Annotated in this window: 25 protein-coding genes; 1 reads left to right on the forward strand and 24 read right to left on the reverse strand. The window is 59.9% G+C overall.

Going from position 1 to position 17,220, the window contains the following annotated elements:
- Positions 1 to 204: 204 nt before the first annotated feature.
- The 23 genes from JMJ97_RS00005 to yqeB form a co-directional block, all read right to left on the reverse strand.
- Positions 205 to 642 carry an arginine repressor gene (locus tag JMJ97_RS00005; RefSeq protein ID WP_006235280.1) on the reverse strand — a complete coding sequence of 146 codons (438 nt, stop codon included), beginning with the start codon at positions 640 to 642 and terminating at the stop codon, positions 205 to 207.
- A 132-nt stretch (positions 643 to 774) separates the two neighbouring features.
- Positions 775 to 1,773 (reverse strand): glycosyltransferase family 2 protein, encoded by a 999-nt coding sequence (locus JMJ97_RS00010; RefSeq protein WP_260698740.1) that lies wholly within the window; start codon positions 1,771 to 1,773, stop codon positions 775 to 777.
- 203 nt (positions 1,774 to 1,976) lie between these two features.
- Positions 1,977 to 2,801, reverse strand: a complete 825-nt coding sequence (gene truA / locus JMJ97_RS00015) for a tRNA pseudouridine(38-40) synthase TruA (protein WP_260698741.1) — start codon at positions 2,799 to 2,801, stop codon at positions 1,977 to 1,979.
- Between the two features lie 92 nt (positions 2,802 to 2,893).
- A complete protein-coding gene (gene rplQ, locus JMJ97_RS00020) occupies positions 2,894 to 3,361 on the reverse strand; it encodes a 50S ribosomal protein L17 (RefSeq protein WP_055252240.1) in 468 nt (155 codons plus the stop codon).
- 30 nt (positions 3,362 to 3,391) lie between these two features.
- The gene (locus JMJ97_RS00025; RefSeq protein ID WP_006235276.1) at positions 3,392 to 4,333 is read right to left on the reverse strand and encodes a DNA-directed RNA polymerase subunit alpha; all 942 of its coding nucleotides are present in this window, start codon (positions 4,331 to 4,333) and stop codon (positions 3,392 to 3,394) included.
- A 32-nt stretch (positions 4,334 to 4,365) separates the two neighbouring features.
- The gene (rpsD, locus tag JMJ97_RS00030; protein WP_006235275.1) at positions 4,366 to 4,962 is read right to left on the reverse strand and encodes a 30S ribosomal protein S4; all 597 of its coding nucleotides are present in this window, start codon (positions 4,960 to 4,962) and stop codon (positions 4,366 to 4,368) included.
- A gap of 19 nt (positions 4,963 to 4,981) precedes the next feature.
- A complete protein-coding gene (gene rpsK / locus JMJ97_RS00035) occupies positions 4,982 to 5,386 on the reverse strand; it encodes a 30S ribosomal protein S11 (RefSeq protein ID WP_006235274.1) in 405 nt (134 codons plus the stop codon).
- Positions 5,387 to 5,400: 14 nt separating this feature from the next.
- Entirely contained in the window at positions 5,401 to 5,775 is a 375-nt protein-coding gene (gene rpsM / locus JMJ97_RS00040) for a 30S ribosomal protein S13 (protein WP_022094275.1), read from the reverse strand.
- A gap of 14 nt (positions 5,776 to 5,789) precedes the next feature.
- The gene (rpmJ, locus tag JMJ97_RS00045) at positions 5,790 to 5,903 is read right to left on the reverse strand and encodes a 50S ribosomal protein L36 (protein WP_006363204.1); all 114 of its coding nucleotides are present in this window, start codon (positions 5,901 to 5,903) and stop codon (positions 5,790 to 5,792) included.
- 150 nt (positions 5,904 to 6,053) lie between these two features.
- Positions 6,054 to 6,272: a translation initiation factor IF-1 gene (gene infA, locus JMJ97_RS00050; protein ID WP_035137443.1), complete on the reverse strand. Its 219-nt coding sequence runs from the start codon at positions 6,270 to 6,272 to the stop codon at positions 6,054 to 6,056.
- A gap of 232 nt (positions 6,273 to 6,504) precedes the next feature.
- Complete coding sequence (map, locus tag JMJ97_RS00055; RefSeq protein ID WP_006235270.1) at positions 6,505 to 7,293, reverse strand: type I methionyl aminopeptidase; 789 nt, start codon at positions 7,291 to 7,293, stop codon at positions 6,505 to 6,507.
- Positions 7,290 to 7,916, reverse strand: a complete 627-nt coding sequence (locus tag JMJ97_RS00060; RefSeq protein WP_260698742.1) for an adenylate kinase — start codon at positions 7,914 to 7,916, stop codon at positions 7,290 to 7,292. The genes map and JMJ97_RS00060 overlap by 4 nt, the downstream gene beginning before the upstream one ends.
- Before the next feature lie 18 nt (positions 7,917 to 7,934).
- Complete coding sequence (gene secY / locus JMJ97_RS00065; protein ID WP_055252237.1) at positions 7,935 to 9,221, reverse strand: preprotein translocase subunit SecY; 1,287 nt, start codon at positions 9,219 to 9,221, stop codon at positions 7,935 to 7,937.
- The gene (rplO, locus tag JMJ97_RS00070) at positions 9,215 to 9,664 is read right to left on the reverse strand and encodes a 50S ribosomal protein L15 (protein WP_006235267.1); all 450 of its coding nucleotides are present in this window, start codon (positions 9,662 to 9,664) and stop codon (positions 9,215 to 9,217) included. The genes secY and rplO overlap by 7 nt, the downstream gene beginning before the upstream one ends.
- Positions 9,665 to 9,667: 3 nt before the next feature.
- Positions 9,668 to 9,850, reverse strand: a complete 183-nt coding sequence (gene rpmD, locus JMJ97_RS00075) for a 50S ribosomal protein L30 (RefSeq protein WP_006235266.1) — start codon at positions 9,848 to 9,850, stop codon at positions 9,668 to 9,670.
- Between the two features lie 2 nt (positions 9,851 to 9,852).
- The gene (gene rpsE / locus JMJ97_RS00080) at positions 9,853 to 10,377 is read right to left on the reverse strand and encodes a 30S ribosomal protein S5 (protein ID WP_006235265.1); all 525 of its coding nucleotides are present in this window, start codon (positions 10,375 to 10,377) and stop codon (positions 9,853 to 9,855) included.
- A gap of 14 nt (positions 10,378 to 10,391) precedes the next feature.
- Positions 10,392 to 10,760 (reverse strand): 50S ribosomal protein L18, encoded by a 369-nt coding sequence (gene rplR, locus JMJ97_RS00085; protein ID WP_006235264.1) that lies wholly within the window; start codon positions 10,758 to 10,760, stop codon positions 10,392 to 10,394.
- A gap of 75 nt (positions 10,761 to 10,835) precedes the next feature.
- Positions 10,836 to 11,372 carry a 50S ribosomal protein L6 gene (gene rplF / locus JMJ97_RS00090; protein WP_006235263.1) on the reverse strand — a complete coding sequence of 179 codons (537 nt, stop codon included), beginning with the start codon at positions 11,370 to 11,372 and terminating at the stop codon, positions 10,836 to 10,838.
- A 33-nt stretch (positions 11,373 to 11,405) separates the two neighbouring features.
- Positions 11,406 to 11,804, reverse strand: coding sequence for a 30S ribosomal protein S8 (rpsH, locus tag JMJ97_RS00095; RefSeq protein ID WP_006235262.1), 399 nt, complete (start codon positions 11,802 to 11,804; stop codon positions 11,406 to 11,408).
- 119 nt (positions 11,805 to 11,923) lie between these two features.
- Positions 11,924 to 12,109, reverse strand: coding sequence for a type Z 30S ribosomal protein S14 (locus JMJ97_RS00100; protein WP_022094280.1), 186 nt, complete (start codon positions 12,107 to 12,109; stop codon positions 11,924 to 11,926).
- Positions 12,110 to 12,188: 79 nt separating this feature from the next.
- Positions 12,189 to 12,746, reverse strand: a complete 558-nt coding sequence (rplE, locus tag JMJ97_RS00105; protein WP_006235260.1) for a 50S ribosomal protein L5 — start codon at positions 12,744 to 12,746, stop codon at positions 12,189 to 12,191.
- 311 nt (positions 12,747 to 13,057) lie between these two features.
- Positions 13,058 to 14,101: an XdhC family protein gene (locus JMJ97_RS00110; RefSeq protein WP_260698743.1), complete on the reverse strand. Its 1,044-nt coding sequence runs from the start codon at positions 14,099 to 14,101 to the stop codon at positions 13,058 to 13,060.
- Between the two features lie 9 nt (positions 14,102 to 14,110).
- Positions 14,111 to 14,905, reverse strand: a complete 795-nt coding sequence (gene yqeB, locus JMJ97_RS00115; protein ID WP_260698744.1) for a selenium-dependent molybdenum cofactor biosynthesis protein YqeB — start codon at positions 14,903 to 14,905, stop codon at positions 14,111 to 14,113.
- A 102-nt stretch (positions 14,906 to 15,007) separates the two neighbouring features.
- Between yqeB and yqeC the strand changes: the two genes are divergently transcribed.
- Positions 15,008 to 15,742 carry a selenium cofactor biosynthesis protein YqeC gene (yqeC, locus tag JMJ97_RS00120; protein WP_260698745.1) on the forward strand — a complete coding sequence of 245 codons (735 nt, stop codon included), beginning with the start codon at positions 15,008 to 15,010 and terminating at the stop codon, positions 15,740 to 15,742.
- A gap of 109 nt (positions 15,743 to 15,851) precedes the next feature.
- Here the strand turns inward: yqeC and hydA are convergent, their stop codons facing one another.
- Positions 15,852 to 17,219, reverse strand: a complete 1,368-nt coding sequence (gene hydA, locus JMJ97_RS00125) for a dihydropyrimidinase (protein WP_260698746.1) — start codon at positions 17,217 to 17,219, stop codon at positions 15,852 to 15,854.
- Position 17,220: the final 1 nt, after the last annotated feature.

The following is a 17,220-nucleotide window of genomic DNA, read 5'->3' on the forward strand; positions in this document are numbered from 1 at the left end:
AGTCCCTTGCGGCGTAGTTCTTATTTAAGCCGTCCAAGTTTTGGGGTGCAGTTCATATTAAAGTGCTCGGGGGCCTTTTAGTTTAAAGCGACCTGGTGGACGGTCTTTATATCGGCAAACAATATAGGGGGTACCGACCAACGTCGATACCCCCTTACAAGCCACCATGTCACGCACACAGTGCCGAGCGCACGACCCGCACGCCTACTTGCGAGAATTGCTCAGCTTATTGATCAGCGCCTCAAGACGCTCGCCGTCCTCGGCCGTCTGGGCAATAACCAAAATCGTATCGTTGCCGGCAAGCGAGCCAAGCACATCGGGCAACTCTGCCGCATCAACGGCGGCGGCGATGCCGGAAGCCGTGCCAGGCTGAGCCTTGATCATGACCAGATTATCGGTACGTAGAACGCCCGTTACGAGCTCGGAAACCATACGCTGCAGGTGCAGGTCCTCTGCCAGAACATAGATGCCCTCAGGGAGCTTACGCAGCCCCATGTCGGCAATATCGCGAGAGACAGTCGCCTGCGTGCAATCAAAGCCCATAGCACGGAGCTCATCGACCAGCACGCGCTGCGTACGGACGTCCTTATTGCGCACAATATCTCTAATGGCATCCTGGCGCCCATTGCGTTTTTTAGCCATACAAACCCTCACTCCAAAAGATGGCGGAGACAATCAATCAGTGATTGAATAGTTTAACGCTATTTGAAGGCTTTTGTGTATAAGAACGCATTTCGAAACAATTCTATGCAAGTTTGTTTCGAAATGAGCCGTTTAGGCGGTTTTTGCGCCCGTACGGTTAAGAAAAGCTGCCAAATGCGTACACATCACGCAGCGCGCGGGCTTGGCGCTGGCGATCGGCCCAAACAACAGACCGAGCCCCCGATGGTTATCCTTGAGCGCGGCGACCATCTGACGGGTTCGAGGCGCCTCGAGCATATCACGCATGCGGGCGGAACGCTCGATTGACGACACCCCATGCGGGCTCAGACACAAATTCTCGATGCAGGCGACCAGTCCGGCAAAGTAGAACTTTTGGCTTGCCAGCTTGAGCCGACCACCGCTATCTGCCTCCGAGAGTGAGTCCGCAAGCTCGTCGAGCGCTCGGGTGTCATCGGATACCTTAGCATACATGGTGGGATCAAAGGCATCTGTAAGCTTAGGTGCCGCCGCGTGGAAACAAGCATCGCCGCAGCCGGACACGCATCGTGCCTGCGAGAGCGCATATGCCATAAACTCAACCGTACGGTACGCCTTGCCGTGCGACAGGCATGCCTCAAACAGCGGACGGCCATACATCACGCCAGAGACTTGAGCGACCAAGCCGCCTAAAATCAACTGGGGCAGCCCGGTCACCATCGAAGATTTGCTATCAATGGAAATATGAGTAGCATCCAAGACGCGCGAATGGCGCTCTCGATGTGCATCATAGCGGTCGAGCGACACCGTGGGAAACACTATGTCTGCCGCAGTATCGCACGCGATATCGACCATCTTGGGAAGGGACTGCGGAGCAAACCACTCATCGGCGTTCATAGCGATGATTTGAGAGCCGCGCGAGGCAGCAAAACCGGCACGAAGACAAGCACCGCGCTTCGCGTCCTCGACGTCAATCAAATCAATATGAATGTCCCTGTCGGCAGCAACTTGAAGCGAATGGCGCACACCGGGCGCAGCATCGCGGCAGACAACGACAATCTGCAAATCGTAGAGGTCTTGGTTCTGGATACTCTCGAGCGCACGCATCGCATAGCTGGGCGAACCTTCTACCACAAGGATCACCGAAAGTCGCGGATGCGAGCCACGTCGAACCAAGTTATCCGTCCTCTCGACAGCAATGAATCAAACCGTGGTTCATGGTACACCCCGGCAATAAAAGCAATGAGACACCGGTTGTATTGCACGCCAAGAACAGATGTTGCACACGCGCAGCCCACAGATGACGGGTGCCGACGCACGACGCGTCGAGCCCTCCCCTAGTCGAGCACGACAAGCTCGGCGGGATCGTAATCCACGCCCATAAACGTAAGGCCGCAGGCAGGAGCCGTGGGGCCCGCAGCGGTACGGTCGCAAGCATCGATGACCTCGCGCATCCACTCGGGTTCACGGCGATGCATGCCAATCTCGACAAGCGTGCCCACGATCGTGCGGACCATCGAATGCAGAAACGCATTGCCCTCGATGGTAAACGTCAGGATGTCCTCGCCAAACGCAACCTCATGGCCAAACTCGGCACGCATCACGCAGCGGTGCGTGGGCTTGCCCACGGCAGACGCCACCTTGCAAAAGCTCTTGAAGTCCTGCTCGCCCAGCAGCGCGGGACAGGCCGCAGACATCGCCTCAACATCCAATGGGTAGCGATGCCACCACACCGCACCGCGCGAAAGCACAGGGCGCGCGTCGCGATCGGCAATACGGTACGTATACGTACGGGAACGCGCGTCAAAACGTGCAGAAAAGCCTTTACGGGCCCTGTAGACCTCGTTTATGGCGATATCTTTGGGCAGCAGGGCATCCATGGCCCTCAGCCACCTACGGCGCGTCAGGACAAGCTCAGCGTCCGTTACGGGCACACTAATGTACTGCGCCACCGCATGCACGCCGGCATCGGTGCGCCCTGCGCACGTCAGGTCGATCGGACGGCGCAGGAGCGTCTCGATAGCGCGGCGCAGCTCGCCCGCAACCGTCGTCTGGCCAGGCTGCTCGGCAAAGCCGCTATAGGACGAGCCATCGTAGGCCACGCGGAAAACGAGCGTGGCATCGAGCTCAGGAATCGAATTGAAATCAGACGGCGCGGTCATGGGCGCTCCCAACAAACAGGCAATGGCATTTCGACAAAAAAAGAGGGGTACGCGAACGTACCCCTCGAATATAGCCTATGCAGACGGAATGTCTACTCAGCGGTCTCCTCAGCAGCAGTCTCCTCGACAGCCTCGACCTTCTTGGGAGCAGCGGCCTTCTTGGGGGCCGGAGCAGCCTTCTTGGCCTTAGGCGTGCAAGGCTCGGTGACGAGCTCCATGATAACGATGGGAGCGTTGTCGCCCTTGCGGTTGCCGAGCTTCATGATGCGGGTGTAACCGCCGTTGCGGTCCTGCCACATACCCTGAGCAGCCTTGTCGAAGATCTCGGCAACGAGCTGCTTATCACCGAGCTTGGCGATAGCCAGACGACGAGAGTGCAGGTCGCCCTTCTTGGCCCAGGTGATGATCGGATCGACGACCGAACGCAGCGCCTTAGCGCGGGTCTCGGTGGTCTTGATGCGGTCGTTCTCGAAGAGGGCCTTAGCAAGGCTCTTCTTCATGGCCTTGGTGTGGCTCGCATCGGTGCCGAGCTTCAGGCCCTTCTTAACGTTGTGACGCATGGTCTAGTTTCTCCTCAAATATGCGAAGCATTAAGCCTTCAGGCTCAGGCCCATGGACTCAAGCTTGTCCTTCACTTCCTCGATCGACTTAACACCGAAGTTACGGATGTTGAGCAGATCGTTCTCCGAGAACTCAACGAGCTGACGGACCGAGTGAATGCTGGCGCGCTTAAGGCAGTTGTAGGAACGGACGGAAAGGTCCAGATCCTCGATCTGCTTGTCCAGCTCGGCGTTGTCGTTGGTGACCTCGGGAGCGAAGATCGAAGCCTCCTCCTCGACCTCGGGGGTCTCGGCAAGGTTCATAAAGGCGGCCATATGCTGGTTGATGATATTGGCAGCCTGGACCACGGCGTCGCGCGGGGCGATGGAGCCGTTGGTCTCGATCTCGAGGACAAGGCGGTCGTAGTCGGTGTGCTGACCGACACGGCAAGCCTCAACGAGCTTGGCGCAACGGGAAACCGGCGAGTACAGCGAGTCGACGTGGATCACACCGATGGGATCGTTGTCGCGCTTGTTGGCCTCGCCAGAAACATAGCCGCGGCCATAGCCGATGCGCATGCTCATGGTGAGATGGCCACCCTCGGTGAGCGTAGCGATGTGCTGCTCGGGGTTGACCAGCTCAAACTCGGACGGAATAAAGAAGTCCGCACCGGTGACCTCGCAGGGGCCGTCAACCGAAATAGTGGCGGTCGCCTCGTCGGTCGTGCCGAGAGCCCTGAAGACAAGACCCTTGACATTCAGGACGATGTCGGTGACATCCTCGACCATGTTAGGGATGGTCATGAACTCGTGCTGCGCACCATCGATCTGAATAGCCTCGACGGCGGCACCCTCGAGCGAGGACAGAAGAACGCGACGAAGGGAGTTACCCAGCGTATCGCCGTAGCCACGCTCGAGCGGCTCGACGGAGACACGAGCAGACGTCTCGTTGATCTCTTCGACCTGAACCTGAGGCCTAATGAATTCTGACATGTATTACCTCCAGCCTCAGCAGCCCGGATGGACTACTTAGAGTAGAGCTCGACGATGAGCTGCTCGTTGATATCACCGCTGATCTGCTCACGCGTCGGCAGAGCGAGCACGTTACCAGACAGCTTCTCGATATCGACCTCGAGCCAGCCAGGGACCTCAAAGCGCTCGGAGGAAATCAGGGCCTCCTTGATGGGGAGGAGGTCACGGAACTTCTCGCCGACAGCGACGACGTCGCCGGCCTTGACGCGGTAGGACGGGATGTCCACGCGCTTGCCGTTCACGGTGAAGTGACCGTGACGGACGGACTGACGAGCCTCTTTGCGGGTGCGGGCGAAGCCAAGACGGAAGACAACGTTGTCGAGGCGAGACTCAAGAATGATCATGAGGTTCTCACCGGTGACGCCGTTCATCTTACGGGCCTTGTTGAAGTAGCCGTGGAACTGCTTCTCCAGAACGCCATAGATGAACTTGACCTTCTGCTTCTCGCGCAGCTGCATGCCGTACTCAGATTCCTTGCGACGGCGCTTGGGCTGACGGATAGATTCCTTCTTGCTGCTGTAACCGAGCTCAGCGGGATCGATCCCGAGCTGACGGCAGCGCTTAAGAACAGGAGTCCTGTCGATTGCCATATTGATACGATCCTTTCAGTTACACGCGGCGACGCTTCTTGGGGCGGCAGCCGTTGTGCGGAATGGGGGTCTTGTCCTGGATGCTCGAGACCTCGAGGCCAGCAGCCTGGAGGGAGCGGATGGCGGTCTCACGACCGGAGCCGGGGCCCTTGACGAAGACGGAAACCTTCTTCATACCGTGCTCCATGGCCTGCTTGGCAGCAGCCTCGGCAGCCATCTGAGCAGCGAACGGCGTGGACTTACGGGAGCCCTTGAAGCCCACCTGGCCAGCCGACTTCCAGGAAATGACGTTGCCCTGGGGATCGGTGATCGAAACGATCGTGTTGTTGAACGTAGAACGAATGTGAGCCTGGCCCACGGAAATGTTCTTACGGTCCGCGCGCTTCAGACGGGCAGCGCGAACGTTCTTCTTAGCAGTAGCCATCTATCTAGCGCTCCTTATTTCTTCTTCTTAGCACCGATCTGACGCTTCGGGCCCTTGCGGGTACGAGCGTTAGTGTGGGTGCGCTGGCCGCGGACCGGGAGGCCCTTGCGGTGACGAAGGCCGCGGTTGCAGCCGATGTCCATAAGGCGCTTGACGTTCTGGTTGCGCTCACGGCGGAGGTCGCCCTCAACCATGATCTGGTTCTTATCGATATAATCGCGGATGGCGTTAACCTCATCCTCGGTGAGGTCCTTAACGCGCGTATCCACGTTAACGTTGCACTCGACGCAAATCTTCGTCGCAGTGGTGCGGCCGATGCCGTAAATGTAGGTCAGACCGATCTCAACGCGCTTCTCACGCGGGAGGTCGACACCATTAATACGGGCCAACGTAGTCTCCTCTCTTAACCCTGACGCTGCTTATGACGGGGGTTCTCGCAAATGACGAGGACCTTGCCATGGCGCCTAATGATTTTGCACTTATCGCACATCTTCTTGACCGAAGGACGTACCTTCATCGTTCTTCCTTTCGGTAGCGCTCAAACTACTTCCCTACTATCTACTCGCCCAGCCGCAGGCGTTTAAAACTATGGCTGGTCTTCACACACAATCCGACCGTAGGTTGAGCTAAGCCTGCAGTCGGAAATGGAGTGCGTGTATGCGTGCCGCTATTTGTAGCGATAGGTGATGCGGCCGCGGGTCAGGTCGTACGGGGAAAGCTCCACGACAACCCTGTCACCGGGGAGAATACGGATGTAATTCATTCGGATCTTGCCAGAAATGTTGCACAGAACCGAATGACCGTTCTCGAGCTCGACCTTAAACATGGCATTGGGCAGCGGTTCCTTTACCGTACCCTCGAGCTCAATTGCGTCTTCCTTCTTCACAAGCAATCATCTTTCTCTAGAAAACGACAGCGATTGAGTATTCTACAACACGTATGCACGCATCGTAATAACTTCGTAATGGCTCCACAACTAAGTGGAACTTGTTACATTTGAAATGTAAAACAAAGCCGTTCCCTGATGCCCAAGATCGCCTTGAAATGAGAAGGCATAGACCTTGGGGTCATGCCTTCGAAATTGAAAGGCGAGGTTGGGCATCAGGGGGCGGCGACTTTTACATTTCTCCGCCTTGGAGCGAACACCAAGCACCTTGGGCATCCGTGGTGAGAATCACCGGACCATCATTGGTAATGGCGACGGTGTTCTCGTAGTGCGCGGCGGGCAGGTGATCGTTGGTCGTAACAATCCAACCGTCGGAGCCCGTGCTCACATGGTTGGAACCCATCGTAACCATCGGCTCGATGGCAATGACCATGCCGGCCTGGAGGCGAACGCCCCTCCCCTTCTTTCCATAGTTAGGAACGTTGGGGTCCTCGTGCATCACGCGGCCAATGCCATGGCCTACATAATCACGAAGCACACCGTAACCGTGAGACTCGGCGAGGGACTGAACGGCATAACCGACGTCCCCGATATGGTTACCGGGAACAGCCTGCTCGATGGCAGCCTTAAGGCAATCGCGCGTGACCTCGCACAAAGCCTTGGCTTCGGGCGTGGGGGTGCCGACGAAAAACGTCCAAGCGTTATCGCCGACCCAACCGTCGACAACGGCTCCCGTATCGATGGAGATGATATCGCCATCGCGCAGGATCATGTCGGGGTTGGGAATACCGTGGACCACGGCATCGTTGATCGATGCGCAAATGGTCCCCGGGAACCCGCCGTAACCCTTAAAGGCCGGGGTGCCGCCATGCATGCGGATAATCTGCTCCGCGAGTTGATCGAGCTCAAAGGTGGAAACGCCGGGGCGCACCATGGCTCCAACGTGGCGGAGCGCCATCTTAGATAGCGCTCCTGCCTTCTTCATCTGCTCGATTTGCGTTGCAGACTTAATCTTGATCATAGAGCGAGAGCCTCTTTGACATCCCCGTACACGGTCTCGCGAGCCTGGTCACCGTTGACCGACTTGAGCAGACCCTGGCCACGATAGTAGTCGACGAGCGGGCTCGTGGACTTCTCGTAGACGTCGAGACGGTTCTTGATGGTCTCGGGCTTGTCGTCGTCGCGCTGATACATCTCGCCGCCACACTTGGGGCAGGTAGCATCGGCAGCGGTGCCGGTGTAACCGCATGCGCGGCAGGTGCGACGCGAAGACAGACGATCGATAATGACCTCGGGGGCCACATCGACCAGAAGGGCGCAGTCGATCTCGCGACCCATGGCGGAGAGCTCGGAATCGAGCGTCACAGCCTGGGCGGTGTTGCGCGGGAAGCCGTCGAGGATGAAGCCCTGCTGGGCGTCATCGGCGGCAAGGCGCTCCTTGACAAGGTCGATCACGAGCTGGTCGGGGACGAGCTCGCCAGCGTCCATGTACTTCTTAGCCTGAATACCAAGCTCGGTGCCACCCTTGACGGCAGCACGCAGCAGGTCGCCCGTGGAAATGTGGGCGACGCCAAACTCGGCGACGAGCTCCTGTGCGACGGTGCCCTTACCGGCACCCGGAGCTCCGAGCAATACGAGGTTCATGAGCAATCCTCCTCTAGCCTATTTAAAGAATCCATCGTAATCATACATCTTGATCTGGCCTTCGAGCTTATCGACCGTGTCGAGCACGACGCCGACCATGATGAGGATGGACGTGCCGCCAAATGCCTGGATTAGCTGGTTACCCGTAAAGGAGAAGATGATCGAAGGCACGATGGCGATGAGCGCCAAAAAGACAGCGCTGGGAAGCGTAATCTTGTTGAGCGCGTTCTTGATGTAGGCCGCGGTAGCCCTACCCGGACGCACGCCCGGAATAAAGCCGCCCTGCTTCTTAAGGTTGTCGGCCGTGTCATCGGGGTTGAACACCATGGACGTGTAGAAGTACGCGAAAAACACGATGAGGACAACGTTAAGCACCCAGTTGAGCCAGCCGGTCGAAAGCGCGGAGGCAACTGCCTGAATCCAGCCGATGCCGGGGAAGAACACGGCAATCTGAGCCGGGAAGTACAGCAGCGCCGAAGCGAAGATGATCGGCACGACACCCGCTGTGTTGACCTTGATGGGCAGGTAGGTGGTCTGGCCACCCATCATGCGACGGCCCACGACGCGCTTAGCGTAGGAGACCGGGATGCGGCGCTGGCCGCGCTCAAGGAAAACAATCAGCGGGATAACCAGCAGGATGATGGCGCAGATGATCACCATGGTGATGATGCCACCGGCGTTGCCCTCGGTGCTGGAGAAGATAGCCTGCGGCAGACCGGCCATGATGTTCGCGAAGATGATCAGCGACATGCCATTACCGATACCGCGCTGGGTGATGAGCTCACCAATCCACATGATCAGCATGGCGCCCGCGGTGAGCGTGCCGACGATCATGAGGTCGAAGATGATCTCGGGAGCGCCGGCGCCATTAAAGCTGATGCCGAAGCTCTTAAAGAGGAAGAGGTAACCCACGGAGTTGAGGATTGCCAGAGCCAAGGTGAGGTAACGCGAATACTGCGTAATCTTGGTCTGACCGACCTCGCCCTCGCGGGCAAGCTCATGCAGGGAAGGCACAACGGCCTGGAGCATCTGGAGGATGATCGAGCTGGTGATGTAAGGCATGATGCCCAGCGAAAACACCGACACATAGCTCAACGCGCCGCCAGAGAAAAGATTCAGGAGGGCCATAGCACCTGCGGCGACCGAATTGTTATCGGTCGAGAAAAGGCCCAGCATCCCCTGGAAGGGAATGCCGGGCACAGGAACGTGCGCACCAATGCGGTACACGACGAGCATAGCTATGGTAAAAAGAATCTTTTCGCGCAATTCTTTGATGCGGAAAGCATTCTTAAGACCATTTAGCACGGCAGCTCGACCTTTCCGCCGGCGGCCTCGATCTTGGCCTGCGCAGAAGCGCTGACCTTGTCGACCTTGACCGTGAACTTCTTGGTGAGCTCACCATTGCCGAGCACCTTGACGGGCTCGAACTCGCTCTTGGTGATGCGAGCGGCCTTAAGAGCGGCACCGTCGATCACAGCGCCGTCCTCGAACTTACGCTCGAGACGCTCAACGTTAACAGCGGTGTACTCGATACGACGGGGGTTGCGGAAGCCCGGAAGCTTGGGCAGGCGCATAGCCAGCGGAGTCTGGCCACCCTCGAAGCCGGCACCCTTGGTGCCACCAGAGCGGGAACCCTGGCCCTTCTGGCCGCGGCCAGAAGTGGTGCCGTGACCCGAAGAATTGCCACGGCCGACGCGCTTGCGGTTCTTGGTGGAACCGGGCGCGGGAGTAAGATCGTGAAGCTGCATTTGCTACTCCTCTACAATCTCGACAAGGTGCTTGACCTTGAAGATCATGCCGCGGACGGACTCGTTGTCAGCAATCTCGCGAACCTCGCGGATCCTGTGGAGACCGAGGGCACGGACAGTACGGACCTGGTCCTGCTTGCAACCGTTGGTGCTGCGGACCTGCTTGATCTTGATGGTGTCAGCCATGCTTAGTTCTCCTTACCGACGAACATCTCGGAGACCGTCAGGCCACGGCGAGCCGCGACGTCCTCAGGGCTGGAGAGCTCCTTGAGGCCCTCGACGGCAGCCTTGATGATGTTGAGGCCGTTGTCGGTACCGAGGGACTTGGACAGGACGTTCTTGATGCCAGCAAGCTCAAAGAGGGGACGCACAGCGCCGCCGGCGATAACGCCGGTACCCTCGACAGCGGGCTTGATGATGATGCGGCCGGCACCAAAGTGGCCGAGAACCTCGTGCGGGATGGTGCCCTGCTCGGTCACCGGCACGTGGAACATGTTCTTCTTGGCATCGAGAGACGCCTTGGAGATGGCCATGGGCACCTCAGCGGACTTGCCCATGCCAACGCCGACGTTGCCCTTGCCGTCGCCAACGACGACGAGAGCGACGAGGCTCATGCGACGACCACCCTTGACGGTCTTCGACACGCGGTTGATGTAAACGACGCGCTCCTCGAACTCGGAGGCCTCGCGCTGCTGCTTCTGATTACGAGCCATGTGCTACATACCTCCTAGAACTCGAGACCGGCGGCACGAGCACCGTCGGCGAGGGCCTTGACGCGGCCATGGTAGATACGGCCACCGCGATCGAAGGCGACCTTGGTGATGCCGGCCTCGATGGCGCGCTTGCCAACGAGCTGACCGACCTTCTCCGCAGCCTCCTTGTTCGAGGTGTGGGTGCCCTTGAACTCGGCCTCGAGGGTCGAGGCAGAGACGAGCGTCAGGCTGGAGCCCTTGCTGTCGTCGATGATCTGGGCATAGATGTTGGCGTTAGTACGGGTCACGCGAAGACGCGGACGCTCGGAGGTACCCGAGACCTTGCCGCGAACACGACGCTGACGACGCTTGAGGCCTTCCAGCTTCGCCTTATGCTTGTTCATACGTAAACTCCTAAAAAGGTTGATCTTGCCAGCACCTGACGGGGTGCTGGTCTTATGCGAGTGAGTCGGTTACGACTACTTGGCGGCCTTACCCAGCTTGCGGCGGATGTGCTCGCCAACGTAGTGGATACCCTTGCCCTTGTAAGGCTCGGGAGGACGATGGCCGCGGATCTCAGCGGCGATCTGACCGACCTGCTGCTTGTTGATACCCTTGACGTTCACGTGGGTGTTGTCGGGAACCTCGAAGGTGATGCCCTCGGGAGCCTCGACGATCACGGGGTGCGAGAAGCCCAGGGAGAACTCGAGGTTCTTGCCCTTCTGCTGCACGCGGTAACCGACGCCGGCGAGCTCGAGCTTCTTCTCGAAGCCCTCGGAAACGCCAACAACCATGTTGTGGATGAGGGCGCGGGTGAGGCCGTGGCGGGCACGGGTCTCACGCTCGTCGTCGGGACGGGAAACGGTGAGGACGTTGTCCTCGACGTTGATAGCGAGCTTCTCAAAGACATCGAGCTCGAGCTGGCCCTTGGGGCCCTTGACGACAACGTTGTTGCCGTTGACTGCCACTTCGACTCCGGCGGGAATCTGGACAGGCTTATTACCGATACGAGACACGGTGATCTCCTTTCCTTCTACCTACCGAGCGAATTACCAGACGTAAGCGATGATCTCGCCGCCGACGTTGTGCTTGCGAGCATCGCGGTCGGTCATGACGCCATGGCTGGTGGAAATAATGGCGGTACCAAGGCCACCGCGGACGCGGGGCATGTCGGCAACGCCGGTGTACTTACGCAGGCCCGGCTTGGAAATGCGGCGGATGCCGTTGATGACCTTAGCCTTCTTGGGACCATACTTAAGCGTGATGTGCAGAGTCTTCTGGGGAACGGTGTCCTCGACATCGTAGCCCTCGATGTAGCCCTCCTCGTGCAGAACACGAGCGATCTCGACGAGCTTCTTGCTGCTCGGCATGGAGACCGTGGCCTTGTTCACAGAGTTAGCGTTACGGATGCGCGTAAGCATATCTGCGATCGGGTCTGTAAGGTTCATACAGATTCTCCTTCGTTCTTGATGAACACGTGCTCTTGGTTCTTCGCCGCCCTTAACGGCAAAGCCTTTTTAGCGCGTTTTCCCTGTTCCAAACTGATGCTTGAAACGCTGGTAGTGACTTACCAGCTGGCCTTCTTAACGCCGGGAAGCTCGCCCTTGAGTGCAAGCTCGCGGAAGCAGACACGGCACAGGCCGAACTTGCGGTACACAGAGTGCGGACGGCCGCAGCGCTGGCAGCGCGTGTACTCACGAGTAGAGAACTTCTGCTTGCGATTGCACTTGACGATCATCGATGTCTTAGCCACTTATATCCTCCTCACATAGAGTATTGTTCGCCCCAAGCGCCGCCCCCTTGTGGGAACGGCGCTTATAGGGCAGGTGAACCTATTTCTTGAACGGGAAACCGAAGGCGTCCAGAAGGGCCTTGGCCTCCTCATCGGTGTTGGCGGTGGTCACGAAAGTGATGTCCATACCACGCTGGTGATCGACGGAATCGAAGTCGATCTCGGGGAAGATGAGCTGCTCGGTGACGCCCATGGAGAAGTTACCACGGCCGTCGAAGCTCTTGGCGGAAATGCCGCGGAAGTCGCGGATACGGGGGATCGCGACGGAGGTCAGACGATCGAAGAACTCCCACATACGGTCGCCACGCAGGGTAACCTTGCAGCCGATCGGCATACCAGCGCGCAGGCGGAAGGTAGCGATGGACTTACGGGCACGGGTGATCATCGGCTGCTGTCCGGTGATGGCGCGCAGGTCGCGCACGGCACCGTCGATGGCCTTGGAATCGGTAGCGGCCTCGCCGACACCCATGTTCACGACGATCTTCTCAAACTTGGGGATCATCATGACGTTCTCGTACTGGAACTTGTCCTGAAGCTGCTGCTTGACCTCGTTGTTGTACTTGGTCTTCAGACGCGGCACATACTTCTCTTCTGCCATTGTTCACTCCTTCTTGGGGTTTTAAGCACGGGGCGTGGCCACGATGGGTTGTCCTCGTGCCTCCTGGCTGCATCCGCGCCGCTCATGGCATTTTGCGGTTTGGACTCGACGCAGCAGGAGCCGACAAAACAATCGGTACTATACGCGCATCGGGAGCGTATTTCCAGAAAAACCTCGTCTGCCTGCACAACTCCACAACTCCCCCGCACAAATGGGTCCCAAAAAGCAGTTGCGGTGAAATAGGGACTGTTTGGCGGCCTAACAGGCTTAAACAGTCCGTATTTCACCGCAACTTATTGATGGGGATGAGATTAGCGTTTACGGGGAACGAGCTTGGTGCGGCGCAGGTGGATCATCTCGGCGGCTATGGAGATGGCGATCTCCTCGGGGTCCTCGGCCTCGATGGCAACGCCGATCGGCAGGTGCAGCTCGTCGATCTGGCCCTGCGTAAAGCCCTCCTGCTCCAGGCGGGCGCGCACAAAGGCCGTCTTGCGACGCGAACCCAGGCAGCCCAGGTAGGCGGGTTTGGCGCGCATGGCCTGAATCACCACATCGATATCGGACTTGTGGCCTGCTGTGGCCACGACCACCAAGTCGCGCGGACCGATGGGACACAGCTCGCTCAGGTTCTTGTAATCGACCAGGCGACGATCGTAGACACCGGGCACCCATTCGGGCGTCAGCGTGCCGGGGCGGTCATCGCACGCCACAACGGCAAAGCCCGCGGCCGTGAGCACGCGCGCCGTCGCGGCGCCCACGTGTCCGCAGCCAAAGATGTAGGTCAGGCCCTCGGGGCAGAGCGTCTCGATGTGCGCCGGGGGAATCTCGGAGGCGGCGTTGGTGTAGGTGACCTTACTCCCCTCCTCCACCAGCGAAAGCCCGGGGCAGCCCGCAATGGTGCGGCGCGATGCCTCGCCATGGTACTCGACCACATCGCCCTCGAACGCGCTCGCGATAAACGGCTCAAAGTCGATGACGAAGTCGCCGATGCGTCGATACGCCAAAACGTCAGCAATTTCCTGGAACAACGGTGCCTGAGTCGCATCCAGATGCAGGTAGCACAGGCAGATGGCGCCGCCGCAGATCATGCCGGTATCGGAGTTCTCGCCGCCCATGGTGTAGCGGACCAGACGTGACTGTCCCGCGCTCAGAAGCTCGCGCGCCTCGTTCAGCGCAAAGAGCTCGATCTTGCCGCCGCCGATAGTGCCCGCCTGGCTGCCATCGGCAAAGACGGCCATCCAGGCGCCCACGCCGCGCGGCGATGACCCTGCCGTGCCGGCCACGACCACGAGTTCGCACGTCTTACCAGCCTTCAGAGCGCCAAGCGCAGCATTCACCACATCGAGCTTTTCCATTGCAATTTCCTATCCCTGGAATACACCGGTGAGCATGGCGAGCGCCTCGAGTACGCCGCCGCCGACCGACGTCGCCTTGTCCGAAATGTAGTTGATATAGCTGGCATCGCCGCGCGGGTCGACATCGGCGCATTTAAAGCCCTCAGTCACCTGCACGCCGTTCGCCAAAAGCCCGCGCAGACAGCCATCGATCTGCGTGCACATGGGCGAATCGCCCACGTAGCCAATCACGTCTCCGGCGCTCACGATGTCGCCGATCGCGCGGTCGGACCGAAACACGCCGGCGGCGGGGCTGTGGATAACGCGCTCCTTGCCATAGCCGGCGATCACGCCCGGCACGCCCGTGTTGGGCTGGGGCGAGCCCTGGGTAATGACACGGCCCAAAAAATGCCCGCGCATGGTCTCGACCACGGCGTCGCAATCGACCGGCGCGGTAAAGCCCGGCCCCACGGCGATGACGGTAGGCGCCATGTCGCGCGTGGTGCCCAGGTTGCGCTTGGCCAAAATCGCGTCGACCACAGCCGCGGGTTTAAGCTCATCGAGCATCTTGGCCTGAGGGTCCACCACGACGGCAACATCCCCCGCTTGGGTAATCTCGAGCGCCTCTGCCGGCGTCTGCGCCAAGCGAGCGCGAATGCCCTCGACCTGGACCTCGCCCAGGCGAATAGCCTCGCAAAAACTGATTGTGCGTCGGATGCACGTGGGAACCGCGATATCGGCCATAACGACCGACACGCCGGCGCGCACCAAGCGAGCGGCGACACCCGTGGCGATATCGCCGGCGCCGCGAACATAAACGAGCATTCCCGGGGCACCTCCCTGTGCTACGGTTTGAGCAGAGCAAAAGCGGTTCGACCGCTACTCTGATGATTATTTATTATCACAGTATTATACGGCGGTGAACAGATGGAAACGGTTAGCGGCAATCTTCCCTCGGCGCTCAGGATCGAGCCGGGCATTACCGCGATTATCGGCAGCGGTGGCAAGTCGACGTTGCTCAAAACGCTGGGTCTTGAGCTCATGCGCGCTGGCGGCCGCGTGCTCCTCTGCACCACCACGCATATGTTCCCCGTCGCCGGCGTGCCGTGGGACGGGTCGAGCCGTCGCCTGGACGCCGTACCTTGGAAGCCGGGCGCCGCGCATGTCCCCGGTTGCACCTGCGAGGCCTGCGCGGGGCTTGTGCGGGGAAGCATCTGCCAGGCGGGCGTCTTGGACCCCCAGACGGGCAAGCTCTCCTCCCCTGCCGAGCCGCTCGACCAGCTGGCGCAGCGCTTTGACTACGTCCTGGCCGAGGCGGACGGCAGCAAGCGGCTCCCGCTCAAGGCGCACGCCCCGTGGGAGCCGGTCGTTCCCGCCGGCACGGCCAACGTCATCTGGCTCATCGGCGCCTCGGGGCTCAGCAAGCCCATCAACGAAGCCGTCCACCGCCCCGAGCTCTTTTGCGAGCGTTGCGGCTGCGAGCTCACCGACATCGCCACCCCAGAGCGTGTCGCCCAGGTGCTCAATGCCGAGCTGCGGATGCTGAACCTCAACAATGCCCGCATCATGCTCAACCAAGTCGACACGCTCAGCGACCCCACGATGGCAGATCGCTTCGAGGCAGCCCTCAACCGCCCCCTCATCGCCACCAGCCTCAAGTAGCCGGCCCCATCTCGTCAGTTGCGGTGAAATACGGACTGTTTGGCCGCCTAACGGCCGCAAACAGTCCGTATTTCACCGCAACTGCGGAGGGGACACGGCATCTTTGCTGCTAGCGGGGCACGTAACGGCCGGGTTGAGCTCCGGTGGGCTCACCGTCGCGCGCAGCCAGCACGCCGTTCACAAACACGGCCTTGGCGCGGCCATGTGCCTCAAAGCCCTCGAGCGGCGTGTAGTCCACGGCCTGATGCTGCGTCGCGGCGCTGATCGTCCAACGCGCGCAAGGATCCCACACGCACACGTCGGCATCGGCACCCTCGGCAAGACAGCCCTTGCGCGGGTACATGCCAAACACGCGCGCCGGGTTCTCGCTCATCAAACGGCACAGATCCTCGGGTCCCAGCTGTCCCTCAAAGCTCGTGGCAATCGCGACGGGACGATGCTCCACGCCGGGCCCGCCGTTGGGAATCGCGCGGAAGTCGTCGCGCCCGCGGTCCTTTTGCCCGTGCAGGTTAAAGCTGCAGTGGTCGGTCGCAATCGTATCGATCTCGCCGGCCACAAGCGCCTCACGCAGTGCCGCACGGTCACCCGCACGGCGCAGCGGCGGGCTCATCACATACTTGGCACCCGCAAAGCCGTCCTCGCCCTGCTCCAGATAGCAGGTGTCGTCGAGCATCAGATACTGAGGGCAGGTCTCGACATAAATGTTCTTCTGCCCGCGCGCCTTGGCAGCGCGAATGGCCTCGAGCCCCAGCTTGGTCGAAAGGTGTACCACGTTGACCGGAGCGTCCCCGGCCAAGTGAGCCAGATACAGCAGGCGGCTCACGGCCTCGGCCTCACACACGTCCGGACGGCTGAGCGCATGGCCCTCAGGCCCGTGGATACCCTGCTCAAACACGCGCTTCTGCAGCGCGTTGACCAACGTGCCGTTCTCGCAATGCACGCACAGGATACCGCCCACGCGCTTGAGCTCCTCCAGCACCTCGAGTGTCTCGGCATCGTCCAAGCGCAGGTGGTCATAGGCAAAGTAGGTCTTAAACGACGATACGCCCGCCTCGCGCATAGCCGAAAGATCGGCGCGGTTGCGCTCATTCCACTCGGCGAGTGCCATATGAAAGGCGTAGTTGGCCGTGCAGGTTCCGTCGGCACGGCGATGCCACTCGGCAAGGGCGTCGGGCATGGTCACGCCGCGATCGGCCGTCGCGTAGTCCACGATGGTCGTCGTACCGCCGCAGGCAGCCGCACGCGTGCCGGTTTCAAAGCTATCGGCTGTCCAATCCATGCCAGTCCAGCACTGCATGTGCGTGTGGCCGTCGATAAAGCCGGGGAACACCCAACAGCCCACGGCATCCTCGACGGTATCGCCCTCGGCCGGCTCAATCGCCGCGGCAATCCGCACAATCTTGTCGCCCTCCATGGCAAGATCGGCGCGGCGAAGCCCCTGGGGCGTCACGAGCGCGCCGTTTTTGATGATGATCATG

Source organism: Collinsella aerofaciens (genome assembly GCF_025289055.1).
Taxonomy (GTDB): Bacteria; Actinomycetota; Coriobacteriia; order Coriobacteriales; family Coriobacteriaceae; genus Collinsella.